The sequence below is a fragment of the Caenimonas sedimenti genome (assembly GCF_007833165.1).
GTDB lineage: Bacteria > Pseudomonadota > Gammaproteobacteria > Burkholderiales > Burkholderiaceae_C > Ramlibacter > Ramlibacter sedimenti.
On sequence record NZ_VOBQ01000011.1, the window covers coordinates 153,612 to 177,472 of the forward strand.

At 68.6% G+C, this 23,861-nt stretch carries 22 protein-coding genes; 7 read left to right on the forward strand and 15 right to left on the reverse strand.

What is annotated here, in order from left to right:
• The first annotated feature begins 61 nt into the window (after positions 1-61).
• Entirely contained in the window at positions 62-1,222 is a 1,161-nt protein-coding gene (locus tag FN976_RS14030) for an ATPase, T2SS/T4P/T4SS family (RefSeq protein ID WP_186510898.1), read from the forward strand.
• A 5-nt stretch (positions 1,223-1,227) separates the two neighbouring features.
• On the opposite strand, the gene FN976_RS29190 is transcribed toward FN976_RS14030, so the two are convergent.
• The gene (locus tag FN976_RS29190) at positions 1,228-1,743 is read right to left on the reverse strand and encodes a zinc-binding dehydrogenase (RefSeq protein WP_349291382.1); all 516 of its coding nucleotides are present in this window, start codon (positions 1,741-1,743) and stop codon (positions 1,228-1,230) included.
• The gene (locus FN976_RS29485) at positions 1,655-2,227 is read right to left on the reverse strand and encodes an alcohol dehydrogenase catalytic domain-containing protein (RefSeq protein WP_255440415.1); all 573 of its coding nucleotides are present in this window, start codon (positions 2,225-2,227) and stop codon (positions 1,655-1,657) included. The genes FN976_RS29190 and FN976_RS29485 overlap by 89 nt, the downstream gene beginning before the upstream one ends.
• 140 nt (positions 2,228-2,367) lie before the next feature.
• Here FN976_RS29485 and FN976_RS14040 point away from each other — a divergent pair, with 140 nt between their 5' ends.
• The 3 genes from FN976_RS14040 (at position 2,368) to FN976_RS14050 (ending at position 7,119) form a co-directional block, all read left to right on the forward strand.
• The gene (locus FN976_RS14040; RefSeq protein ID WP_186510899.1) at positions 2,368-3,285 is read left to right on the forward strand and encodes a LysR family transcriptional regulator; all 918 of its coding nucleotides are present in this window, start codon (positions 2,368-2,370) and stop codon (positions 3,283-3,285) included.
• A 229-nt stretch (positions 3,286-3,514) separates the two neighbouring features.
• Positions 3,515-5,338, forward strand: a complete 1,824-nt coding sequence (locus FN976_RS14045; RefSeq protein WP_145893665.1) for an ATP-dependent nuclease — start codon at positions 3,515-3,517, stop codon at positions 5,336-5,338.
• 8 nt (positions 5,339-5,346) lie between these two features.
• The gene (locus FN976_RS14050; protein ID WP_255440416.1) at positions 5,347-7,119 is read left to right on the forward strand and encodes a UvrD-helicase domain-containing protein; all 1,773 of its coding nucleotides are present in this window, start codon (positions 5,347-5,349) and stop codon (positions 7,117-7,119) included.
• 881 nt (positions 7,120-8,000) lie between these two features.
• Here the strand turns inward: FN976_RS14050 and FN976_RS14055 are convergent.
• Genes FN976_RS14055 through FN976_RS14070 form a run of 4 tightly spaced genes read right to left on the reverse strand, consistent with a single transcriptional unit; the run spans position 8,001 to position 12,973 of the window.
• Positions 8,001-9,446, reverse strand: coding sequence for an NAD-dependent succinate-semialdehyde dehydrogenase (locus FN976_RS14055; protein ID WP_145893666.1), 1,446 nt, complete (start codon positions 9,444-9,446; stop codon positions 8,001-8,003).
• 14 nt (positions 9,447-9,460) lie between these two features.
• Positions 9,461-10,390: an FAD binding domain-containing protein gene (locus FN976_RS14060; RefSeq protein WP_145893667.1), complete on the reverse strand. Its 930-nt coding sequence runs from the start codon at positions 10,388-10,390 to the stop codon at positions 9,461-9,463.
• The gene (locus FN976_RS14065) at positions 10,387-12,477 is read right to left on the reverse strand and encodes a xanthine dehydrogenase family protein molybdopterin-binding subunit (protein WP_186510900.1); all 2,091 of its coding nucleotides are present in this window, start codon (positions 12,475-12,477) and stop codon (positions 10,387-10,389) included. Before FN976_RS14065 ends, FN976_RS14060 begins: the two co-directional genes overlap by 4 nt.
• A 28-nt stretch (positions 12,478-12,505) precedes the next feature.
• Entirely contained in the window at positions 12,506-12,973 is a 468-nt protein-coding gene (locus FN976_RS14070) for a (2Fe-2S)-binding protein (protein ID WP_145893669.1), read from the reverse strand.
• Between the two features lie 97 nt (positions 12,974-13,070).
• Here FN976_RS14070 and FN976_RS14075 point away from each other — a divergent pair, with 97 nt between their 5' ends.
• Both FN976_RS14075 and FN976_RS14080 read left to right on the forward strand, forming a co-directional pair.
• On the forward strand, positions 13,071-14,027 hold the full coding sequence (locus FN976_RS14075) for a LysR substrate-binding domain-containing protein (protein ID WP_186510901.1): 957 nt from the start codon (positions 13,071-13,073) through the stop codon (positions 14,025-14,027).
• The gene (locus FN976_RS14080) at positions 14,027-14,647 is read left to right on the forward strand and encodes an HAD family hydrolase (protein WP_145893671.1); all 621 of its coding nucleotides are present in this window, start codon (positions 14,027-14,029) and stop codon (positions 14,645-14,647) included. The genes FN976_RS14075 and FN976_RS14080 overlap by 1 nt, the downstream gene beginning before the upstream one ends.
• A gap of 4 nt (positions 14,648-14,651) precedes the next feature.
• Here the strand turns inward: FN976_RS14080 and FN976_RS14085 are convergent, their stop codons facing one another.
• From FN976_RS14085 to FN976_RS28890, 4 genes are read right to left on the reverse strand one after another with little or no spacing between them, the layout of a single operon-like run.
• Positions 14,652-15,950: an MFS transporter gene (locus tag FN976_RS14085; protein ID WP_145893672.1), complete on the reverse strand. Its 1,299-nt coding sequence runs from the start codon at positions 15,948-15,950 to the stop codon at positions 14,652-14,654.
• A gap of 21 nt (positions 15,951-15,971) precedes the next feature.
• Positions 15,972-16,988 carry a MerR family transcriptional regulator gene (locus tag FN976_RS14090; RefSeq protein WP_145893673.1) on the reverse strand — a complete coding sequence of 339 codons (1,017 nt, stop codon included), beginning with the start codon at positions 16,986-16,988 and terminating at the stop codon, positions 15,972-15,974.
• 20 nt (positions 16,989-17,008) lie between these two features.
• On the reverse strand, positions 17,009-17,710 hold the full coding sequence (locus FN976_RS14095; protein ID WP_145893674.1) for an SOS response-associated peptidase: 702 nt from the start codon (positions 17,708-17,710) through the stop codon (positions 17,009-17,011).
• 21 nt (positions 17,711-17,731) lie between these two features.
• Entirely contained in the window at positions 17,732-17,902 is a 171-nt protein-coding gene (locus tag FN976_RS28890) for a hypothetical protein (protein ID WP_186510902.1), read from the reverse strand.
• Between the two features lie 137 nt (positions 17,903-18,039).
• On the opposite strand from FN976_RS28890, the gene FN976_RS14100 reads away from it, so the two are divergent.
• Positions 18,040-18,306 (forward strand): hypothetical protein, encoded by a 267-nt coding sequence (locus FN976_RS14100; protein WP_222432820.1) that lies wholly within the window; start codon positions 18,040-18,042, stop codon positions 18,304-18,306.
• A 21-nt stretch (positions 18,307-18,327) separates the two neighbouring features.
• Here the strand turns inward: FN976_RS14100 and FN976_RS14105 are convergent, their stop codons facing one another.
• From FN976_RS14105 to FN976_RS14125, 5 genes are all read right to left on the reverse strand, one after another.
• Complete coding sequence (locus tag FN976_RS14105) at positions 18,328-19,335, reverse strand: Bug family tripartite tricarboxylate transporter substrate binding protein (protein ID WP_145893676.1); 1,008 nt, start codon at positions 19,333-19,335, stop codon at positions 18,328-18,330.
• Entirely contained in the window at positions 19,332-20,222 is an 891-nt protein-coding gene (locus tag FN976_RS14110; RefSeq protein ID WP_145893677.1) for a TauD/TfdA dioxygenase family protein, read from the reverse strand. The genes FN976_RS14105 and FN976_RS14110 overlap by 4 nt, the downstream gene beginning before the upstream one ends.
• 10 nt (positions 20,223-20,232) lie before the next feature.
• Positions 20,233-21,357: an ABC transporter substrate-binding protein gene (locus FN976_RS14115; protein WP_145893678.1), complete on the reverse strand. Its 1,125-nt coding sequence runs from the start codon at positions 21,355-21,357 to the stop codon at positions 20,233-20,235.
• Positions 21,358-21,692: 335 nt separating this feature from the next.
• Positions 21,693-22,682, reverse strand: a complete 990-nt coding sequence (locus tag FN976_RS14120) for a tripartite tricarboxylate transporter substrate binding protein (RefSeq protein WP_145893679.1) — start codon at positions 22,680-22,682, stop codon at positions 21,693-21,695.
• 17 nt (positions 22,683-22,699) lie between these two features.
• Positions 22,700-23,785 carry a tartrate dehydrogenase gene (locus tag FN976_RS14125; RefSeq protein ID WP_145893680.1) on the reverse strand — a complete coding sequence of 362 codons (1,086 nt, stop codon included), beginning with the start codon at positions 23,783-23,785 and terminating at the stop codon, positions 22,700-22,702.
• Between the last annotated feature and the right edge of the window lie 76 nt (positions 23,786-23,861).

Sequence of the window (23,861 nt, forward strand, 5' to 3'; positions counted from 1 at the left end):
CCGGCGTGCTGGGAGAATGGTGCCTCGCGCCCATGCGATCCCTCCCCTGAAAAAGCCAAACATGCCAACTGAAGTCAATGAAGTCGCCCTGCCACAGAACAAGCGCTCCGCACTCGCAACGACGCTCTGGGCATGCCAGCACTTCGCCGCCGGCATCACCGATCTGCTCGTTCACGAAGGGGAAGTGATCCGCGCGAAAACCGCCGCGGGCGTCGTCCCGCTTTCGCGTGTGGGGAACCTGCCAAACGCCGACCTGGTCATCCACGCCGACGAGATCAAGCACTTCCTGGCCAGCTATGTCGACAACATGCCGACAACGGCGAGCGCGAACGAATACTGGGAACGCCACATCCAGCCGCGGCTGGATCGCCAGGAGTCGATCAACCGGTCGCTGCCGATTCCGCCGGCGAGCAAGAACCAGGAACCCGCCCAGCTGCGGATCTCCCTCTTCCTTCATGCTCGCGGCCGGCTGGCCATGTCCATCCGTCTGGTGACGCAACCGACCGACCTGGAATCGGTCGGCTTGCCGGAACCGCTGGTCGACCGGATCAAGACCAACCCGAGAGGGTTGATCATCATCACGGGCGCCACCGGCTCAGGCAAGACGAGGACAGCCTATTCGATCCTCCAGTACCTGAATCACCATTCGCAAGGGCACATCCTCACGATCGAGGATCCGATCGAACTCAACATCAAGTCCGCTGGGTGCGTCGTGACCCAGCGCGAGGTGGGGTACGACACCGTGTCCTTCTATGAAGGCCTCCTGGCGGCCATGCGGCAGGCCCCGGAAGCCGTCCTGGCCGGCGAAGTGCGGGACCAGGACGCGGCCCAGACCGCCATCCTGGGCGGTGAGTCCGGCGCCTTGATGCTGGTGACCACGCACGGCAGCTCCATCGTCGGGACCATCAAGCGCATCCTGGCATTGTCCGGCGGCAGCGACGCCTTCCGTTCCGTCCTGGCCGGCAGCCTCATCGGGATCGTGCGCCTCGACCTGGTTGCGCACACGGACGGCAAGCAGTTCTCGCTGGTGAACGAGACCTTGATGGGGACGACCACGGTTGCCCAGGCATTGCAGGCTGGCGACTGGGGCGCGGTGGAGCAGATCTGCTCCAGGCAGACCCCGACGCCCGACTTCTTTCCGATGAAGCCGCACATCGACGCCCTGGTGAAGCAGAAGCGGGTCTCCCTGGATGCCGCGAGCCGGCTGCAGTACGCAAGGTAGCGAAACTACGCCTGCGCAGGCTCGACCAGGATCTTCCCCTGCCGCTCTCCGGCTGCCGCCGCAGCCACTGCCTCTTTGATTCGCGCGACGTCGTAGGTCGCCTGGATGGCGGTGCTCAGCTTGCCCGAGGCAATCAGGCCTGCCAGTTCGGTGAGCAGCGCGACCTGCTTGGCCGGCGGCGTGGTGCGGAACCACTTGGCGAGCCAGAACCCCTTGAGCGAGACATCGCGGAACACCAGCTCGCGCGGCGACACCATGCACGGCTCACCGCTCAGCGCGCCGTAGTTCACCACCGTGCCGCTTTCGGCCAGGCACGCGGCCAGGCGCATCGTGGCCTTGCCGCCGACCGCGTCGACGCCCAGGTTGATCGCGGCGCCGCCGGTCGCGGCCTTCACGCGTTCGGCGAGATCGTCGCCGTCGACCAGCACGACGTCACCGCCTTGCGCCTGTACGCTGGCCACCGCTGACTCGCGCCGCACGACGTTCACCGTCTTGAAGCCGCGCAACTTGGCCAGCTGCACCAGATAGCTGCCGACGCCGGAGTTGGCGCTGTTCTGGATCACCCAGTCGCCTGCCTGCAGGCTCACGAAAGTCGCTGAGCAGCAGCGAGGCCGTGGGCGGGTTCACCGTCAGCATGGCGAGCTGCTTCGCGTCGGCCTCGTTGGGCAACGGGATCAGGCGCGCGGCCGGCACCACGACGTGCGTGGACCAGGTGCCGGAGCCCGGGGGCAGCAGCACGGTCTGGCCGACGGCCGGCCCGGGCGTGCCGGGCGCGAGCTCGACGACGCGGCCCACACCTTCGCTGCCGCCCACCGCGGGCAGCGGCGGCAGCATGCCGTAATGGCCGGTGAGCGTGAGCACGTCGCCGGGGTTGATGGGGGCGGCGAGCACGGCCACCAGGGCCTGGCCTTCGGCCAGCGCGGGGCGGTCGAACGGCACGGCGGAAATCACGTCCTGCGGCACCGGGCCGCGCTGGGTGTATTGGGCTTTGAGCATGCGGGTCATCGCGTTGTCTTTCGTCGCCGTTCACCGGCGCTGGTTGGGATGCATGAATGCTAGGGAAAACCCATTGCCGCGTGAATCCATCGCAATGCGCAAATTCATTTGCCGATCCGGCAACAATGCGCGCAGGAGGGCCGCGCGCCATGGACAAACTCAGGGCCTTGCAATACCTGATCAAGGTGGCCGACACCTTGAGCTTCTCGGGCGCGGCCCGGGCCTTCGGCGTGCCGGCCTCGTCGATCTCGCGGCGCATCTCCGACCTGGAGGAGGAGCTGGGCGTCGAGCTGCTGCATCGCACGACGCGCACCGTGCGCCTGACCGAACTGGGGGCGCTGTACCTGGAGCAGGTGCGCGCCGGCGTCTCGCGGCTGGACGACGCGGAAGAACTGGTCGGCCAGCGCAGCAGCACGCCCAGCGGCACGCTGCGCATCAGCACCATGCCCTCGTACGGGCAGTTGCTGCTGCTGCCGGCGCTGGAGGATTTCAGCGACCGCTATCCCGGGATCGTGATCGACCTGCACCTGAGCGATTCGCTGGTGGACCTGGGGCGCGACCAGATCGACCTGGCGATCCGTGGCGGGCCCCAGCCGCAGGACCGCGTGGTGGCGCGCAGGCTGGATCCGAACCGGTTCATCCTGGTGGCTTCGCCGAAGTACCTGGCCGAGCGGGGGACGCCGAAGACGCTGGAGGACCTGGAGCTGCAGGGGCACAGCGCCCTGTACTACCGCGGGCCGAATGCGGTGATCAAGTGGCAAGGGCAGGAAGACGGCGCGTGGCGCGAGCTGGCGGTGCCGGCTGGGTTCATCAGCAATGATGGGGTGAGCCTGGTGGCGATGGCGCGCAAGCACAGGGGGCTGGCGCTGTTGTCGGAGTGGGGGTTGCGGGATGCGCTGGCGAGCGGGGAGCTGGTGAGGGTGGAGCTGGAGCAGCCGGTGGCGGTTGGGAGGGGGAGGGAGGCGGGGATTTATCTGCTGTATTTGCAGGCGAGGTATCAGGTGCCCAAGGTGAGGGTGGCGGTGGAGTTTTTGGTGGGGCGGCTCACGGGAGGTGAGGCTGCTTAGGAGTTGTCGGCGACGCGCGTCTCCTCGGCGACGCAGCGCGGACGTCTTGGGGGGTCGGAAGAGGACATTGGGCCGCCAAGTCTCCAGTTACTGCTTCGCAGCGGTTGCAGTCGGTCGCGGCAAGTCGCCGGATGTCCCCTTTCGGCCGATACCAGCCCGCAACGGGGGCAGAATGTCCGCTGGGACCGCAGAACAACGCGGCGAGCGCCCGTAGCCCAAGGGAGGGTCCATGAAGGTCGTCAAACTTTCGATCACCAGCTATCGCGGCGTCAAATCCGCCGAGCTCCTGTTCGAGGGGCACACGCTGTTCGTCGGATCCAACAACGTCGGCAAGAGCACCATCTGTGAAGCGCTCGACTTGGCGCTGGGCCCGGACAGGCTGAACCGCACTCCGGCGATCGACGAGTTCGACTTCTACAACGCCCAATACCTCGAGCCGGCGGCGGAGGGAGAGGAGCCCAAACCCATCCCGCTCCGCATCGAGGTCGTGTTGGTCGAGCCCAGCGAGGCGGTGCTGAACCTGTGCGGCGGGCACCTGGAGTTCTGGCACGTGGAGGAGCGACGGGTGCTCGGGGAGGCGGAGGCCGACCTCGCCAACCCGCCGACGTCGATCCCTTGCCTGCGCCTGGAGACGATCGGCGCCTACAACCCGGAGGAGGACGAGTTCGAGGCGAAGACGTATTTCTCGCGCAGCCCCGACGCCGACGAAGGCGAGCTCACGCCGGTCTCACGCAAGATCAAGCGGGAGTTCGGGTTTCTCTACCTTCGCGCGCTGCGCACCGGCTCGCGCGCGCTGAGCCTCGAGCGCGGGACGCTTCTCGACATCATCCTGCGCACCAAAGGCATCCGGACGACGCTCTGGGAGAAGTCCATCCGGCGCCTGCGCGAGCTCGACGTCGAGTCCGACGCCACCGAGATCGCGCCGGTGCTGCGCGACATCGAGCAGCGCCTGGCGCGCTACATCCCCCTCGAAGCGCCGGGCAACGCCACGAAGCTGCACGTCTCCGAGCTCACGCGCGACCACCTGCGCAAGACGATGTCGTTCTTCCTGGCGCTGTCGGCCGACCAGGACCACGTCCCGTTCGCGCACGCCGGAACGGGCACCCTGAACACGCTCGTCCTCGCGCTGCTGTCGGTCATCGCGGAGCTCAAACCCGACAGCGTGATCTTCGCGATGGAGGAGCCGGAGATCGCCGTGCCCCCGCCCACCCAGCGGCGCATCGCGCACTACCTGCTCACCAATACGAGCCAGGCCTTCGTCACCTCGCATTCGCCCTTCGTGATCGAGCGCTTCGAGCCCTCGCATACGCTGCTGCTGTCGCGACAAGCGGGCGTCGTGTCGTCGCAGAAGGTGTCAGACGCCTCCGGGCTCACCGACAAGGAGTTCAAGCAGTTCGCGCGCTGGGGCCTATGCGAATGCATGCTCGGCAAGGGCGCCATCGTCGTGGAAGGGCTCACCGAGTTCCACGCGCTGCCGGTGGCCGCCGCGCGCATGGAGGCCGAAGACTCCGCCGCCACCGGCGGCCAGCCTCTCGACATCCTCGGAGCCACGTTCTTCCACGCGGGCGGCGAGTCGAACATGCCCAAGTTCGGCAAGTTCTTCAAGACGTTGGGGCTCAAGACGTTCGGCTTCTACGATCTGGACAAGAAGCGCTCGGAGAAGACGAAGGCCGCGCTCGCCGCGAGCTACGACGTCGACTTCGAGACCGAACACAAGGGCTTCGAGAACCTGGTCGCCCAGGAGATGCCCGCCGGCACGCTGTGGAGTTTTCTCGACCAGCTGCGCGACGGCGGCGAGGGGGTGGAGCTTGGCATCCCGGCGTCGAAGCCGGCCGACGACGCGGCCGTGCGCAAGCTCGCGGCCGTGGCCCTGCGCAGCGGGAAAGGCGCCGGTTGGGCGGCGCGGCTCTTCGAGGAGTGCGACTACGCGGACTTGCCGACGTCGGTCATGAAGTTCCTGTCCCAAGTGTTCTCCGCCATGCCCAAGATCAAGGAAAAGCCGGATCCCGACGACGAAGCCGCGACCGCGGCGGACGCGAGCGACCCGGCCTAAGGGCGGCGGTGGCCATCGATCCGAACTGCCCCAAGCGCGCGAGCGTCGTCGCGTGCCCTGGCCACGCCCTCGTGCTTGGAGGGCCGGGCAGCGGCAAGACGACCGTCGCCTTGCGCAAGGCCCTGGCGCGGATCCAAATCGGCATGCGGCCGGGGCAGAAGGTGCTGTTCCTGAGCTTCTCGCGGGCGGCGGTGACGCGCGTGCTCGACGCCGCGCGGCTGGAAGTGCCCAAGAAGCAACTGTCCCTGCTCTCGGTGCAGACCTTCCATGCGTTCTTCTGGAGCGTGCTCAAAACCCACGGATACCTGCTGGGCGCGCCCAAGCGGCTGGACCTCCTGTTGCCGCAGGACGAGAAGGCGATGTGCGGCGGCATCAAGCGCGGCGACGAGGGCTGGAACGAGTGGGTGGCCGAGAGGGAGCGGATGTTCCGCGAGGACGGCCGCGTGGCGTTCGACCTCTTCGCGCCCAACGCCGCGGAGCTTCTGGCGCGCTGCCGGCACCTTCCCAGCCTGTTCGGCGCCGCCCATCCGCTCATCATCGTCGACGAAGCGCAGGACACGGGGAGCGACGCCTGGCGCTGCGTCGAGCTGCTCGCTCCCAACGCGCAGATCCTGTGCCTGGCGGACCTCGAGCAGCAGATCTACGCCGACTTCCTGCCGGGCGTCGGCCCCGAGCGCGTGGTCGAGATCCGCGCCGCGCTCGATCCGTTCGAAGTCGATCTCGGGAGCGACAACGGCCGTAGCCCCGACACCGAGATCTTGGCCTTCGCCAACGACATCCTCACCGCCCGCCCGCGAGGGAAGCCTTACAAGGGAGTGGCGCAGATCGGATACGAGCCGAAGACCGTCAACTGGAATGCGCTGCTGCGCCGGGCAATCGGCGCGGCGATCAAGGCGGCCGAGTCTTCCAGGGGCGCGCGGCCCAACACGATCGCGGTTCTCGCCGACACCACTCGCAACGCCTTGAAAGCCTCCAACGCGCTCAACGCCGTCGACGCGCCGGACGGAAAGCGCGTCCCGCACAAGCTGCATTTCGACGAGGCCGAGGCTCTGCTCACCGCCAGGCTTGCGGCGTTTCTGCTCGAGCCCAAGGACCCAGCGCGGGAAGACGACGACGTGGCCACGTGCATTGAGCTGCTCGCCAACGCGAGGCGCGCCACCGGCACCGGCAAGGCAGAGGTCGCGAACTATCTGCTGCGCGCGCAGCAGATCAGGGCGGGTAAGCCTCCGAAGGTGAACATCGTCAAAGCCTTCCGCGCGGCGCTCGCGGCGCTTCGGAGCTCGCCATTCACCGGAGACCCGCCGGCGGACTGGCTCACTGCCAAGCGCGCGCTGCGCGAGTCCGGCGAAGCCGCGCTGCAGCGCGCGGCACGACAGCTCGACTTCATGGTGGCCTTTCAGCGCGGACACCGAATCTCAGCGGCCCTTTCCGCGGAGTGGCTCCGCGACGGCGCCTACACGCGCGCGCGGGCCGCTCTGGACAGCGCGCTCGCGCAGGAGCAAATCCTCGACGGAGCCGAGCCGCCGCGTGGAGTTCAGGTGATGAACTGGCACAAGGCCAAAGGCAAGCAGTTCGACGCCGTGATCCTGCTGCGGGAGGGCCGATTCGGCGACGGGGGGCTCGAATCGAGCTTCATCTGGCGGGGCGACCAGCCGCCCTACCCGAAGAGCCGCAGGCTTGTCCGCGTCGCCGCCACCCGAGCTCGCGACGGCCTGATCATCTTGAACCCCAATTGGCCCGCGTGCCCTCTGCTCAAGGGTCACATCCTTCAAAAGGGATAACTTCGGGGTCGCCGACCGGCGAGCAACCGCTCCTAGACCCAATACAGGAGCGCAGGCGATGATCATCGAACCGAAGGACGTTCAAGTCGACTCGGGCTCGGCGGGAAAGAGCGCCGTCCGCGCGCCGCCGGCGCGGTCTAGATGCTTCTCGCGCAGCTGCGCGCAAGCCGGTGGAGCTTGCGACTTCCTCGTCGAAGTCCACGCCTCCCTTCTCCAACTCCTCCCTCGCCCCTTCGGGCGTCCAACCATGGTCTTGGTGCAGCGCGCCCGGCTCGTCCCGCTCGGGCGGTCGCACATCCATAGATCCGTGCTGGTCCGCTTCCGGCCAAAGTGCGGTCGTCCAGCTACACGTCGCCGAACACCTGCAATCAGTCTGAAGGCGTCATTCAATTGCTGGACAGGCTGCGGGTATGGATGTCCGCTCTCGGCCAAGGCAGCCTTGCAGCCCGTCACCCGTCCCGCAACCCCTCCCCTTCTCCCCATCGCCCCATCCCCGACCCGTCCCCGCCGATTTCTGGGGCGGCTGCGATGTTCGGCCTGAAGCCGGAGCGCGCGTAGCGCGCATCGTGATCTGACTTCCGTCAGTTGTTTGAACGGAGTGGTTGCGCAGCAAGCACGCAGTGAGTTCTGACGGACCGGCTTCAGGCCGAACATCGCAGCGAAGCCGGAGCGAGCCGAAGGCGTAGCGCAGGCCGCCACAGTATGAGGCGGGGGTGGGTGTGGGATGGGGCGAAGGGGTGGCTACAAGAGGTGGCGCGCAAACAAAGAAGCGCGCCGCGGCGCGCTTTCCTGGATCCCAGCCTTCGCTGGGATGACAGCCAAACCTCAAAGCCCTGGATCCCCACGTACGCTTCGCTCCTCACGCGGGGATGACGGCTGAACTAGACGTTCATGACCGCGACAGCCCGCGCGTTCAGATACGCCTCCACCGCCTCCGGCCCGCCTTCGGACCCATACCCCGAATCCTTGACGCCACCAAACGGCATCTCGGCCGAAGGCATCGCCGGCATGTTGATCCACAGCATGCCCACTTCCACCCGGCGCGCCAGCAGGTCAGCGTTCTTCAGCGACTTGGTGAAGGCATAGCCAGCCAGGCCGTACGGCAGGCGGTTGGCTTCGGCGATCGCGTCTTCCAGCTTCTCGAAGCCGCGGATGCCGGCCATCGGTCCGAAGGGTTCGTCGTTGAAGACCTTGGCTTCCAGCGGCACGTCGGTCAGGATGGTGGGTTGCCAGAAGTTACCCGTGTCGCCGATGCGCGCGCCGCCGGTCAGCACCGTGGCGCCCTTCTCGATGGCGTCCTTGGTGAACTCCGCCATGGCGGTCAGGCGGCGCGGGTTCGCCAGCGGGCCCATCGTCGTGCCTTCGGCCAGGCCGTCGCCCACCTTCAGGCCTTGCGCCTGCTTGGACAACGCCTGGGCGAATTCATTTTTGATGCTCTCGTGCACCAGGAAACGCGTGGGCGAGATGCAGACCTGGCCCGCGTTGCGGAACTTGGCGGCACCCGCGGCCTTGACGGCCAGCGCGATATCAGCGTCCTCGCAGACGATCACCGGGGCGTGGCCACCGAGTTCCATCGTCACGCGCTTCATGTGCTTGCCGGCCAACGCGGCCAGCTGCTTGCCCACCGGCGTGGAGCCGGTGAACGTGATCTTGCGGATCACCGGGTGCGGAATGAGGTACTCGGAGATCTCGGCGGGGTTGCCGTAGACCAGGCCCAGCACGCCGGGCGGGATGCCGGCGTCGGCGAAAGCGCGGATCAGCGCGGCGGGGCCCGCCGGGGTTTCTTCCGGCGCTTTCACCAACATCGAGCAACCGGCCGCCAGTGCCGCGCCGACCTTGCGCACCACCTGGTTGATCGGGAAGTTCCAGGGCGTGAACGCGGCGACGGGGCCCACCGGGTCCTTCAGCACCATCTGGCGCAGCGCCAGGTTGCCGCGCGAAGGCACGATGCGGCCGTAGACGCGGAAACCCTCTTCGGCGAACCACTCGATGATGTCGGCGGCGGCCATCGCCTCGCCCTTGGCTTCCACCAGCGGCTTGCCCTGTTCCTGCGTGATCAGGGCGCCAATGTCGGCCGCGCGCTCGCGCATCAGGCCGGCGGCCTTGCGCATGATCTTGCTGCGGTCGGCGGCCGTCATGTCGCGCCAGGTTTCGAAGCCCTTCTGCGCCGCGGCCAGCGCGCGGTCCAGGTCGGCCTTGCCGGCGTGGGCGACGCGGCCGATCTCCTTGCCCGAGGACGGGTTGAAGACGGCGAGCGTGCGGCCGTCGGCGGCGTCTTGCCATTCGCCGGAAATGAAGAGCTGGGTGGAGGGGTAGGAGGTCGTCATAGCCCTCCATGGTATCAAGCGTGGCTCGCCCGCGCACGCCGCAGGGCTTGCTCCAGGGCCAGCCGCGCGAACGGCAGCCGATGCGCCCCGGCGCGCGGCGGCCGAGCACCTTCCAGCCATTCGAGCCCCGCGCCCGCGGGCAGCAGCAACGGGCCGGGCGCGATGCCGCCCAGTGCGATGCGGACGGCGCCGCGTTCGTCGATCGTCACGGCGGCGCTCGCCCAGGCGAACTCGTTGGCGGCTCGCGGCGCGACCTTCTCGTAGGCCTGCCGGGCAGGCCAGCGCGGCACGACCAGCGCCACCAGCAGGTCGTCCGGCGCCAGCACGGTCTCGCCCTGCGGGTTGTCGGCCGCGCCGTCGTAGAGCCGCGCCAGCGGGACGCGGCGTTCGCCATCCGGACCCGCGATGCGGGCTTGCGCATCCAGCGCCAGCAGCACTGGGGCGAGGTCGGAGGGATGTCCCGCGTGGCAGGCGCCGCCGAACAACGCGCCAGGGTAGGCCTCCGCCGGTCCTGCCGCCGCCGGGCAACCTTGGCCACCTTTCTTGAAGCAGGAGATGTCGGGATGCCGGAAGTAGAGGCAGCGTGGCCGTTGCAGCAGGTTGCCGCCTAGCGTGCTGCGGGCGCGCAACTGCGGCGAGGCAATGTGGTCAATGGCTTCGTGCAGCATGGGCGGCGCGCCAGCGAACCGCCGCAGCTGCGAGAGCCGGGCCATCGCGCCGAGGTGCAGCCCGTCGTCGGCCCATGCGAGCCGGGCCAGTTCGGGCACGGTCGCCAGGTTCACCAGGACTTCGGGCGACTGCAACGCCGGCCCGGCGATGCCCTCCTTGTACAACTCCAGCAGGTCGGCACCGGCCGCGATGACCCGGGCGCGCGGACCGTGGGCACGCAGCAGCGCCACGGCCTCAGGTGCGCTGCGCGCATCGATCAGCCGGAACGGCGTCATGCACCGCGCTCCCCCAGCGCCCGCAGCACCTTGGCCGGCGTGATCGGATAGTCCCGCACCCGGACACCGATCGCGTTGTGCACCGCATTGGCAATGGCCGCCCCGCTGGCGATGAGGGGCGGCTCGCCGATGCCCTTGACGCCCAGGCTGTTGGCGCCGTCCGGCACTCCCGCATCGACGAAGTGGATGTGTTCCGGCGCCTCCAGCACACCCGGGGTGCGGTAGGCCCACATGGTGGCGTTCAGCATCTGGCCGGTGCGCGGATCCAGCAGGCGCTCCTCCTGCAGCGCCATGCCCATGCCCTGCAGGAAGCCGCCTTCGACCTGGCCGCGCGCCAGCAGTGGGTTGAGGATGCGGCCGGCGTCGTGCGCGCAGACGGCGCGGACCACGCGCACCCGGCCGGACCGGACGTTGACCTCGACTTCGACGAAATGCGCGGCGAACATGCAGGGAAACACGCCAGCGGGGGCCTGCTCACGGTCGGCACCGCAGGTGATCACTTCACCTGCCGGCGCTTGCACCAGCCGCTGCTTCAATGCGCGTGCCGCTGCGCGGACCGAGGGTCCCACCACTGCGCTCGTGCGGCTGTGATTGCTGGCATCGATCGAGCGCGGCGTCGTCGCGGTGTCGCCGAAGTGCGTGTCCACCAGGTGCAACGGCACGCCCAGTTCTTCCGCGGCAATTTGCGCGAAGACGGTGTCCGCGCCGCACCCGATGTCGGTGATGCCGATGCGCACTTCGAAGCGGCCGTTGGCCAATCGACCAACCTCGGCGCGGCTGGGCTCGTACAACGTCGCGTCGTACGCGGCCGCGCCCAGGCCGATGCCACGCGCCAGATCGCCCGCGCGCTCGCTGCCGGCCGCGCGATGCCGCCAGCCGAACGCTTCGGCCCCTTGCGCATAGCACTGCTCCAGCGCCTTGCCCGCATAAGGCAATTGCTGGAAAACGTCGATCTCCGCCAGGTTGCGCAGGCGCAGCACCAGCGGGTCCATGCCCATTGCCTGTGCCAATTCATCCACCGCCTGCTCCAGGCAGAAGACGTCTTCGGCGGTCGTCGGCCCGCGGAAGGGGATGGGCGCCTGCGTGTTGGTCGCGACCCGGCGGATTTCCGCGCGCACGGCATCCACGCGGTGCAGCCGCAGGCCGTTGGCGGCACCGGCCGAGACGCTGGCCAGGAACGCGCAGGGACCGGCCTGGCCCATCACCTGTTCATCGATGAAGCGCAGGCGGCCATCGCGTGACGCGCCGATGCGGATGCGGCGCTGCGTCGCCGCGCGCTGGTGGCTGGCGATGAACTCCTCTCGCCGGCCCATGAAGAGCCGTACCGGGCGGCCGATGCGCCGCGCGAGTTCGGCGGCGATCACGTGGTGGGGCTTCAGGTGGATTTTGCTGCCGAAGCCGCCGCCCACGTGGCGGCTGTGCACGCGCACCCGCGCTACGTCGATCGAAAGCGCGCGCGCCAGCCACTCGCGGATCAGGTGGCCGCCCTGGTTGCCGTCCCACAGCGTCAGTTCATCACCCGTCCATTCGGCCACGCAGCCATGCGGCTCCAGCGGGTTGTGATGCTGCGCCGGCGTCGAATACGAGGCTTCGACGATGACGTCGGCGGAGGCCTCGGCTTGCTGCAGGTCGCCGTGCTGCAGCACCTCGATGCCCAGCGGGAGGTTGCCCTTGCCGGTCAGGTCGGGGGCGCCGTCACGCTGCGCCTGGTGCAGGGTCATGCACGCGGGTGCTTGCTCGTACTCGACCCGCAGCAGGGCCAGGGCTTCCCGCGCGGCCCGTTCGGTCTCGGCCACGACGGCGCCGATCTCCTCGCCGGCAAAGCGCACGTCCTCTGCGATCGCGCGGCGCACGCGCGGGGGATACGCAGGCCAGGGACCATCTTGCGGGCCGAACACCGCGAGCACGCCGGGCACGGCCAGCGCCGTGGAAGCATCGAAGCGGACGACCTGGCCACGTGCGATGGTCGAGCGCACGAGCACGGCGTGCGCCATGCCGGGCCGTACGACATCCGAGGGGAATTCCGCGGCGCCGGTGACCTTGGCCCATGCCGAAGCGCGGGGTGCGTTCCGGCCGACGGTGTCCAAGGGACCGGCGGGCCACGGATCAAGCAAATCAGGCGCGCTGGGCGAAGGCATCGCAGGCGGCGTCCAGGATGGAGGGGTAAGCGCCGCAGCGGCAGATGTTCCCGCTGATCGCGCGGGCGATCCGGTCGCGGTCGGCCGGCACGCCGGCATCGAACGAGGCCTTCAGCGTCATCAGCATGCCCGGCGTGCAGAAGCCGCACTGCAAAGCGTCGTGCTCGATGAACGCCTGCTGCAGCGGATGCAGCGTGCCACCGGACGCGAGCCCTTCGATCGTCTGCAGGACGCCGCCGTCGGCTTGTGCCGCCAGGGTGTGGCAGGCGAACACCGCCTCGTCATCGAGCACCACCGTGCAGGCGCCGCAGGCGGCCTGGTTGCAGGCGACCTTGGTGCCCATGGCCCCGAGTCCATCGCGGATCAGTTCCGCCAACGTCGTGTGGTCCGCAACGTCGCACTGCACAGGGCAGCCGTTGAATTGAAGCTTGATGCGGCGTGGCATGGACCCGAGTGTCCGCGGGCGCCCCGCCGCTGGCGAATGACGAATGCAGCGGCCGCATGACGTGGCGTCATGCCGCGCCTTGACGGAGAATGGCCGCATGCGCCGCCTTCCCCCCTTTGCCGAGCTCGTGGCCTTCGAGGCCGTGGCGCGCCACCTGAGCTTCACCCGCGCGTCCGAAGAGCTGTGCGTGACGCAGAGCGCCGTCAGCCATCGCATCCGCCGGCTGGAGCGCCATTTCGGGACGGCCCTCGTCCAGCGCCTGAACCCCGGCATCGCGCTCACGCCGGCCGGCGCGGCGCTGCTGCCGCAGCTGGCCGCGGCGCTCGACGGCTTGGCGCAGCTTGGCCAGCGGGGCGAGCGCAGGTTGCGCGTGGCCGCGGGGACCGCGCTGTGCACCTGGTGGCTGGCGGGGCGGCTCGCGGACTTCATGGCCCAACGGCCCGGCGTGTCGGTGGAGCTGGTACCGATCGACAGCCCGCAATCGCCCATCCCGGTGGTCGACGTGCGCGTGCTCTGGGTGGCGCCCGGTGAGGATGCGCCAGGCCCCACCCAGGCCCCGCTGTTCGCCGAGCAGGTGTTCCCGGTTTGCGCGCCGCAGTTGCTGCCGGGCGGCCATCCGCTGCCGGATGCCAAGGCGCTCAGCCGCTTTCCGCTGCTGCACAAGGCCGTGCACGCCACCGGCGAATGGAGTTGGACGCTGTGGCTGGAGCGCCTGGGTACGCCGGCACCGGCAGGTGACAGCGAGCTGCGTTTCGCCGACATGGGCCTGCTGATGTCGGCCGCCGTCAACGGCTCGGGCGTGGCGCTCACCCGGTCGCTGCTCGCACACGACGCATTGGCGCAAGGCCGGCTGGTGCCGGCGGTGCGGGACTTCACGCCCATGGCCTCGGTCAAGCGGCATGTGGCGCGCTGGCCCTCGGCCAAGGCCGACGACCCGGACATCCATGCTTTCGTCGACTGGCTGGTGGCCGAGGCGAAGCGGACGCTGGCCGCCACCGAAGCCATGCTGGCCGGCGCGGCCTCCGCGCGCACCATGCAGCGGCGGCGGGCCTGATGGCGGCTCCCGTCGCGGCCCTGCTGTTCGACATCGGCAATGTCGTCATCGATGTGGACTTCGCGCGCACGCTGACCGCCTGGCAGAAGTCGTCAGCGCTGTCGCTGGCGGAGCTGAAGGCCAGGTTCGGCATGGACGAGCCGTACCGGCAGCATGAAGTCGGCGTGCTGGCCACGCCGCAATACTTCGCGCACCTGCGCGGCCAGCTGCGGCTGGACTGCGACGACGCCACCGTGCTGGCAGGTTGGAACGCGACGTTCGGGGCGCCGGTGGCCGGCACGCTGGCACTGATCGACCAGGTGCGCGAGCGCGTTCCCTGCTTCGCCTTTTCGAACACGAACAAGCTGCACATGGACGAAATGCAGAAGAACTTCGCGGACGTGCTGCAGCGCTTCGAACACGTCTTCGCTTCCCACGAGATCGGGCATCGCAAGCCGCAGGCGGCCGCCTTCCGGTACGTGCTGGAAAAGATCGGCCGGCCGGCGGAACAGGTGTTGTTCTTCGACGACCTCGCCGAAAATGTCGAGGGCGCCGCGGCCTGCGGGCTGCAGGCCGTGCTGTTTCGCGAGCCGGAGGACGTGCGGCGCGAGCTGGCCGCCCGGGGCCTGCTCGCCCCCTGACCGCTCACGCGGCGGTCGGCCCCCGCGCGTCGCGCATCCTCGGCAGCGGCGACACCAGCATCGCCGCCACCGCCACCAGCACCAGCAACACACCGCAGCCGGCGAACAGCTGCGGGAGCGTGATCGCACGCAGCAGCCAGCCGGTGGCGGCCGCGGCGATGGGGACCAGGCCCATGAAGATGAACATGAACAGGCTCATGGCGCGGCCCAGCAGCGCCGGCGGAACGCGCTTCTGCAGCCAGGTGAACACGCCGACCTGCATGAAGCCGGCCAGCAGGCCGATCGATCCCATGATCAACGCGCCTTGCCACGCGGCTTCGACATAGCCGAACGGGATCGTGATCAGGCCGATGACCACGTCGATCGCCAGCATGGTCGTGCCCAGGGTACCGAGCCGCAGGTCGGGGCGCATGCCGGACAGGATCATCCCCGCCAGGGTGCCCGCGCCATGCGCGCCCAGCATCAGGCCCAGGGCGGAGGCGCCCAGCTCCGGCCGGCTGCTGGCCAGCACCGGCAAGGCGATGTGCAGCGGCCCCATCACCAGCACTGCCACCGCCGCCCAGTACAAGTAGCAGGTGAACAGCTCCGCGTCGCCCCGCACGTGGCGCAGGCCCTGCGCGATCGAGTTCCACACGCCCAGCTGCGGCCCGTCAGGGCGCGGGGCCGTGGCGATCGTGACCACCTTGGACAGCGTCCACGCCGACAGGGCAAAGCTGAAAGCGTCGAAGGCCAGCGCGATCGCGATGCCTTTCGCATTGGCCATGTCGCCACCCGCTCCGTCGCCGAACACCGCGATCAGCACGCCGGCCACCAGCGGGCCCAGGAACATGCTGACCTGGCGCATCCCCAGCATCACGCCGTTGGCCGCGGCCAGGTGCTCCGGCCGCACCACGTGCGGCAGCATCGACGTGCCCGAGGGAATGCTGAAGGCCGAAGCCACGCCGATGCCCAGCGACAACAGGTAGATGACGGGCAGGCTCAGGCCCCCGGTGAACACGCCCACGGCCAGCACGCCGAGCAGCAGGGTGTTGGCGTGCTTGGTGAGCATCAGCACCGTCTTGGGCGAATAGCGGTCCACCATCGCGCCGCCCACCAGGATGAACACGGCGCGCGGGACGGCGATCAACGCCAGCACGGTGCCCAGCACCATGGTGTCGCCGGTCATCCGGAGCACCAGCCACGGCAGCGCGATCAGCGTGAACTGGTCGCCCAGCAGCGAGATGGCGCCGCCGACCATCATCCAGAGGAAGTTGCGGTCGCGCAGCACGGCACCGCGCGTGGAAGGAGCAGGTCGGTCGTTCATGGTGACGCCGACTGTGGGGCCTCACGTCACGTGAGGGTCAAGCGTCTTTTCGCCTTGCAGCAGGAAATCGCGCACTTTGGCGGCGAGCGGCGAGCCGGCCAGCAGCAGGGGCTCGCTGCGCTGCGCCAGCAGGAGCTTGCGGCGCATGTCCTGGTCGCCGCCCACCAGGCGGTTCTGCAAGTCGAGCCAGCGGTCACGCAGGGCCTGGGCCTGTGGGCTGTCGGTGAGCGCCCCCGTGGCCAGCAGCGCCAGGCCGTCGGCATTCAGGGCTGCCCACTCCGCCTCCGGCAGGGGCCGGATGCGGCCCAGTTCTTCCTTGGTCAGGTGGCGCAGCATCAGCCCCATGCGGAGCTCGATGGCGGCCTGCATGAAGGCGAACATGTCCGTCGGCGGACCCCCCTTGTGGCCGTGCGCCGAGGGCTCGCGCCGGTACATGTCGCCCCAGCGCTCCATCAGCACGAAGTCCCCTTCCATCCAGTAGTGCACCAGGCCCATCCAGCGGCGGGCCAGAACCTGCACGTCGGCGCTGGCGGGCTCGGCGCCTCGATCCATCACGACGCGGACCTCGTCCAGCAACGCGTGCCACTCGCGCTCGATTTTCTTGAAGCCGCTGAAGATGGCCTTCAGCTCGGCGGAGCTGAAGTACTTGCCGTAGGTCGCCATCAGGGAGAGCGCCTTCAACCAGTCCTGCATGGCCGGTTCCGTGCCCTCGCGGATGCCGTCCCGGATCAGGGCCAGGCGGCCGCGCAGTTCGGTGGCCTGCGCGATCTCGCGGTCGAGCGCGCGCATCTGCTGCTCGAGGATCAGATCAGGCGCCGCCTGCTGGCCATCGAGCAGTCCAGCGATGTCGTTCAGCGCCAGGCCCAGGTGCCGCAGCGCCTGGATGCCGTGCAGGCGCGCGACATCTTCCTGGCTGTACAGGCGGTAGCCCGCATCGGAGCGGCCCGACGGTTTGAGCAGGCCGATCTCGTCGTAGTGGTGCAGCGTCCGCACCGTGAGGCCGGACGAGCGGGCGAGTTCACCGACCTTGAGCTGCATGCGCGGATTGTGCGGGCTTCTCAGAACAGGCCCGGATCCTGGGGCGGGGCGGGCTTGCCGCGCTTGGGGGCCGGCGCCCGCGGGGGCAAGGGCTTGGCATAGCCTTCCAGCGTGCCATGCCATTGCCGGAAGAACTGCGGCGCCTCCTCCACCTCGCATTCCAGCCAGCGGTCGTAGTCGCCGGGATGCAGGATGACGACCATGCGCTTTTCCTCGCCGGGCTTGTGGAAGCGGCGGTAGAACGGGTGGTCGTCGGCGTTCACGGTCAGCATCGCGAAGGTGAACATCTCGCGGCCGTCCGGCCCGCGCCAGGCCCGGTAGATGCCGGCCAGCCCCATGGGCACCGCACCGGGCTGGTGGATCATCCAGCGCTCGGCCTTGCCGCTTTCGTAGTTGGGCTCGTAGATGGCGAGTGCCGGGATGATGCAGCGCCAGCCCTTGCGCCAGGCTTCGCGAAAGCTCGGAAGCTGGTGCACGGTTTCGGAGCGGGCGTTGTAGGTGCGGCGGCCGAAAGCGAGGTCCTTGGTGAAGTCCGGCAGCAGGCCGAACATGCCGGACTCGGCGACCCGCCTCGTCTCACTGCCCGGGGGCGCCCGGCGGATGAATGGCGCGAAGCCCAGCGGCCAGGCCTCTGGCGGCAGTTCGTTCTTGAAGTCGCGCTCCACCCCGAAGAACGTGAGCATGTGGTCGCCGCTGGTGACGGGGACATAGTTGGCGCACATGGGCAGCGATGATAGGGCGCATCATCCCGGGCCCTCGCGTTCGCGTTCCCCGTCCGGCAACTTGTCGTCGGGCACGTCGGTCTGCTGCCGCTGCAGATGCGGCAACACGCTGGCCGAGCCCTCGCCGGTGCGGGAACCTGGCGGGGCGGGCGGCGCCTCCTCGGGTGGATCGGCGTTGGTCACGGCGCGCATCTTACGCAGTCTGTCCTCATCCGTGGCACGCATCCGGCCGGCTTTGCAATGCAAGCCTGCTGAGGATGCCCATGATCAGTTGCGTCCTACGCACAGGTGAGCCGCGATGGGGCATGGTGGGCTGAAGGTACAAACCAATGAAGCCCCAATCGGATCGACCCATGCAGCACGCGCCGGAGCCCGTGAAGCAATGCCTGTCCGCGGAACTTCATGCCGCGCGCATGGCGCTCGAAGCCGCACTCGCCGAGGAGGCCGAAGGCCTGAGGTCGGCGTTTTCGCTGGCGGCCACGGGCGCACCGAAGGCGCAGGTGCAGCGCGCCATGCAGGCTTCGGATGCGGGAAGGATGAAGAAGGTGAAGGTGCTGCAGCAGGTTCGTCTGCTGCGCGCCGGGCCGCCGCAGTGATCGTTCGCGGCGGCCGCTGGTTCACGTATCGAGCTTCAGCTTGGCGTCCGAAATCACGCGCTTCCAGCGCGCGAAATCTTCCGCGATCTGCGACGCGAACAGCTCCGGCGAACTGCGCACCGGTGTCGACCCCGCATTCAGCAGGCGCGAGTGGACGTCGTCGTGCGCCAGGGTCTGCTTCAGCGCGGCATCGAGCCGGGCGATCACGGCGGACGGCGTCCTGGCGGGCGCCACCACACCGACCCACGAATTGATGTCGGTGCCCTTCAGCTCCGGCATCAGCTCGGCCAGCGCCGGGACGTTGGGCAGCGCGGCCGACCGCTTGGCACTCGTCACGGCCAGGCCCTTCAGCGCGCCGTGCTTGATGTCGCCGGACGTCGTGGGCACGGCCGCGAGCATCAGCGGAATCTGCCGGCCCAGCACCTGGCCCCGGGCTTCGCCACCACCACGGTAAGGGATGTGCACGGCGAAGAAGCCCAGGCGCTGCTTCAGCAACTCCATGGTGAGATGCCCCGTGCTCCCGACCCCGGCCGTGCCGTAGTCGTACAGCCGGCCCATCGCGCTGCCGGTGGTGAGCATCTGGCGCGACAGCTTGACGAACTCGGCGAAGTCGCGCGCGGGCAACGTCGGGTGCGAGGTGATGAGCACCGGCGCGTCGACCGCCTTGCCGATGGGTGCGAACTCGCCGATCGGGTCGAATCCGATCGCCGGATTGGCGGCCGGAATGGTGACGTGCGTGCCGTCGAACGCCATCAGCAGCGTGTGGCCGTCCGCGGCACTCGCCGCCACCGCGCGTGTGGCGATGGCGCCGCCGGCGCCCGTGCGGTTCTCGACCACGACGGACTGGCCGAGCACTTCACCCAGGCGCGGCGCGATGATGCGGGCGGTGATGTCGGCGATGCCGCCGGGAGCCAGCCCCACCACCAGCCGGATCGGCCGGTTGGGAAACGGATCCTGCGCGCGCACGCCCGGCGCGGCCAGGACGGCGGAAGCCGCGAGGCCCTGGGTGAAGTGGCGGCGCGAAATCATGCGAACTCCTTGGGCGATGGGGTGGAACTGGCGGATTGGGGAATGTTCCGGCCTTTGATCTGCGAGCGATGCAAGGTGCGGAACTGGTCGGGCGGGAAGGCGTCGCGCCGGTGCATGGTGGTGAAGTTGTTCCAGAGCACCACGTCACCGAGCTGCCAGCGGTGCCGCAGCGTCACGCCCGGCGCGGTGGCGTACGCCCAGATGGTGTCCAGCAATTCATCGGACTCCGGCAAAGACAGGCCCGGGATGTAGGCGTTGCGGCGGCGGCCGAGGTAGAGCGTGCGCTCGCCAGTCTCCGGCTGGCGGATCACGATGGGATGCAGCGTACCGACCGATTGGGTGGGGTCGTCATTGGCGGTCATGCCCTTGCGCACGTTGCCGCCACTGTCGTAGGTGCCGTCGTGCTTGATCGACAGCCGCTCGATCCGCTGCACCAGGTCCGCCGGCATGGAACGCAGCGCCGCCGGCATGCTCGCGAACCAGGTGTCGCCGCCTTCCGAAGGCAGTTCGATGGACCACAACATCGACGCGAACGGCGGCCGCTCCAGGTACGACATGTCGGTGTGCCACTGCGCCTCGCCGTCGCCGAGCGCGCCCAGCGGCTCGCCCTGCTCCGACTTGCGGTTCGACACGACATAGAGGTTCGGATGGCCGGGAACGCTCTTGCGCCCGGCGCCCTGGTTGGGCGGCGGGTCGAGTTCGCCCAGCATGGCCGAAAAACGCTCGAACCCGGCGTTGGTCAGTTCCTGGTTGCGCAGCACCAGCACGTGGTGCTCGCCCCAGAGGCGGTAGAGCGCATCGAACTCCTGCGGGGTGAGGCTGGCGAGGGCAACGCCGTCGACCAGGACTCCGAGTGCGGGGGCGATGCGGGAATGCGTGAGGGTCATGCCCGCCACTCTAGACCAGTCCGGATCCGCGCGAGGCGAGGGACAGGTCCACGAAGCGCGACCCGGTACGGTCGGTGCGGCCGAATCGCATGTTGGTGTATCCCAGGTCCAGCCCGCCGACGCGCGCCATGCCGTCGATGAAGCCCAGCCGGCTGTCGTTGCCCGACTTGCGCAGGCCCTCGATCACCGCGAGACCCGTGACGTAGCCTTCGAGCGCGACCGGGGTGATGGTGAACTTCTGCTCCTTCGCCTGCGCGAGGAAGTCACGCACCACCCAGTATTTCTCCTTCGTGTATTCCGGAACCACGACGCTGAAGCCGACGCCCGCGGCGTCCTTGCCCAGTTCGCCGAGCAGCTTCTCGCGATCGACGAACGAGATGACCATCTTGGGCAGCACCAGTTCGCGCGGCGCGTACTCGCGCAGGAAGGAGGTGAGCGGCGCGTTGTTGGCCAGGATGATCAGCACTTCAGGCCGGTTGGTCTCGAGCGTCTTCATCGCGGCTGCGTTCAGCGATGGCCCCTTGCGGTCGACCGCGGCTGTCACCGTGAGCTGGCCGCCGTTGCGCGCCAGGATGGATTCGAGCAGCGGCACGTTGGTGGCGCGCGCGTCCTCGAGGTGAACGAAACCGAACTTGGTCGCGCCGAGGAAGCGGTAGTGGCGCACGATGGCTTCGAGCTCCCGCTCGTAGCTGGCGCGGGTCGTGAAGGTCGTCGCGGCCTTTTCGCCGTACAGCAGCGGCGTGCCCGAGAAGGCGCCGACCAGCGCGATGCCGTCCTTCGCGGCCATCACGGCACCGGCCTCGGAACAGGGCCGCGTGGTGAAGCCGGTGAGGCCGAGGATGTCCTTGTTGCCCACGAACGCCGTGACGTTGGCTTCCGTCTGCGCCTTGTCACCTTTGTCATCGAGTGAGACGAGGTGCACGGGGCGGCCGTTCCAGCCGCCCTGCCGGTTGTAGCGGTTGAACGCGGCCAGGATGCCGTCGCGCATCGCGGTGCCGAAACCTGCCTGGGGCCCGGTGAGGGCGGCGGATTGCCCCACGACGACGGGGCTGGCGGCGGTCGCCGTGGCCCAGGGGCCGGCGACGGTGGCGGCACCCAAGGCGGCGCTGCGGACAAGAAGGTGACGACGTTTCATGGGGACTGCTCCGTGCTGTGCGGAGCGGAACGCATCGCGTTCCTCCTCTCGCGCACGCAGCGAAGTCTCTGCCAACGGATGAGTAACGCCAAGCGCAAAACCGCGGGGTTACGGCTCTTACGAGGAGTTGCGATTAGCGATTGCGTCTGCTCTCAAAAGGAGAGCAGGAAAGCACGGTTTCCCCTAAGCGGGCGAGGAGCTGAAAGTTACGCGTCAGATGCAGCTTGTTACGGGCGCTGTGCGATGCCGCGACACCGCACCGCACGAATTTGCAATTTGTGTATTCCCATGGCGGTTCGATGCCGGGCTCGTTGAAGAGAACCGCAACGTTCGTTTTACTCGATCGTGACCTTCGCATCCTTCACCAGCCTGGCGAAGCGTTCGGTGTCGTCCTTGATCTGCCTGGCCATCTGGACCGGCGTGCTGCCGATGGTCTCGGCGCCGAGTTCTTCCATCTTCTTCTTGAACTCCGGCTGGTTCACGATGCGCTGGATCTCCTTGCTGACGCGATCGATGATCGGCGCCGGCGTGGCCGCGGGCGCGAGAACGCCAAACCACGTGCCGAGATTGAAACCCTTGAGGCCGGCCTCGTCCAATGTCGGGACGTCGGGCAGTGCCACCGAACGCTTGTTCGTGGTGATCGCGAGCGCGCGCAGCTTGCCGGCCTTGATGTGCGGGAGCACCGGCGTGATGGTGTCGAACGACATGGCGATCTGGCCGCCCAGCAGATCGGTGGTGAGCGGGCCACTGCCCTTGTACGGGACATGAAGGAGATCGATCCCCGCCATGCCTTCGAACTGCGCGCCGATCAGGTGCTGGCCCGTGCCGTTGCCGTTGGAACCGTAGGTGAGCTTGCCCGGGCTGGCCTTGGCCAGCGCCACGATCTCCGCGACGCTCTTGGCCGCGACGTTGGGATGGACGACCAGCACGTTCGGCACCAGGGCGACGACACTGACGGGCGCCAGGTCCTTCTGGAAGTCGTACGGCAGCTTCTTGTAGACGCTGGTCGCGATCGTGTGGTGGACCGCGCCCATGAGGAAGGTGTACCCGTCGGGCCTGGCCTTGGCGACGTAGTCGGCACCCAGCGTAGCGCCGGCTCCCGGCTTGCTTTCGATGACGACCGGCTGGCCCAGGGCGGTCGAGAGTTCCTGGCCCACGGCGCGCGCGAGCACGTCGGTGGTCCCGCCGGTGGCGAACGGAACCACCAGGGTGATGGGCCGCGCCGGCCAGGACTGCGCGAATGCGGCCTGCGCGGCGAACGCCGCGATGACGCCGAAGGCAGCCTTGAAGACACCACGACGCGCGAACGGGATGGACGGTTTCATGCTCTTGTCTCCTGCGTTCACGCGGCCAACTTCCGCGCACCGACAAGTTCATCGCAGACGGCGCGCGTGACGTCCGCCGTGGTCGCCGTGCCGCCCAGGTCCCGGGTGTGCAATGAGCGGTCCGCGGTCACCCGCTCGATCCCGCGCATCAGCCGGCCGGCGGCCTCCTGCTCGCCCAGGTGCTCGAGCAGCATCACGACCGACCAGAAGGTGCCCACCGGGTTGGCCAGGCCCTGGCCCATGATGTCGAAGGCCGAGCCGTGGATCGGCTCGAACATCGACGGGTAACGGCGCTCGGGATCGATGTTGCCGGTGGGCGCGATGCCCAGGCTGCCGGCCAGTGCCGCGGCCAGGTCGCTCAGGATGTCCGCGTGCAGGTTGGTCGCGACGATGGTGTCCAGCGTGGCGGGGCGATTCACCATTCGTGCCGTGCAGGCGTCGACCAGTTCCTTGTCCCACGTCACGTCCGGGAATTCCTTCGAGATCTGGACGGCGATCTCGTCCCACATCACCATGGCATGGCGCTGTGCGTTGCTCTTGGTGACGACGGTCAGCAATTTGCGCGGTCGCGACTGGGCCAGCTTGAACGCGAAGCGCATGATCCGCTCGACGCCGGCGCGGGTCATCATCGAAACATCGGTGGCCGCCTCGATCGGATGGCCCTGGTGAACACGCCCGCCCACGCCGGCGTATTCGCCTTCGGAGTTCTCGCGCACGATCACCCAGTTCAGGTCGTCGGGGCCGCAGCGCTTGAGCGGGCCGTCGATGCCGGGAAGGATGCGCGTGGGCCGCACGTTGGCGTACTGGTCGAAGCCCTGGCAGATCTTCAGGCGCAGCCCCCACAGCGTGACGTGGTCCGGGATGTGCGGGTCGCCGGCCGAGCCGAACAGGATGGCGTCCTTGCCGCGCAGCGCCTGCAGGCCGTCCTCCGGCATCATCACGCCGTGGGCGCGAAACCAGTCGCCGCCCCAGTCGAAGTTCTCGAACTCGAAGCGGAACTGGCTGCTGCCGGAGGCCAGCGCCTGCATGACTTCCTGGCCGGCCGGCACGACTTCCTTGCCGATGCCGTCACCGGGGATGGTGGCGATTGCGTAAGTCTTCATGGTTGCGATTCCGGGAAAAGGTGGCTGCGAATGTAGGGCCTGGACACACGCTGCAACCGCGTCTAGATTTGAACCA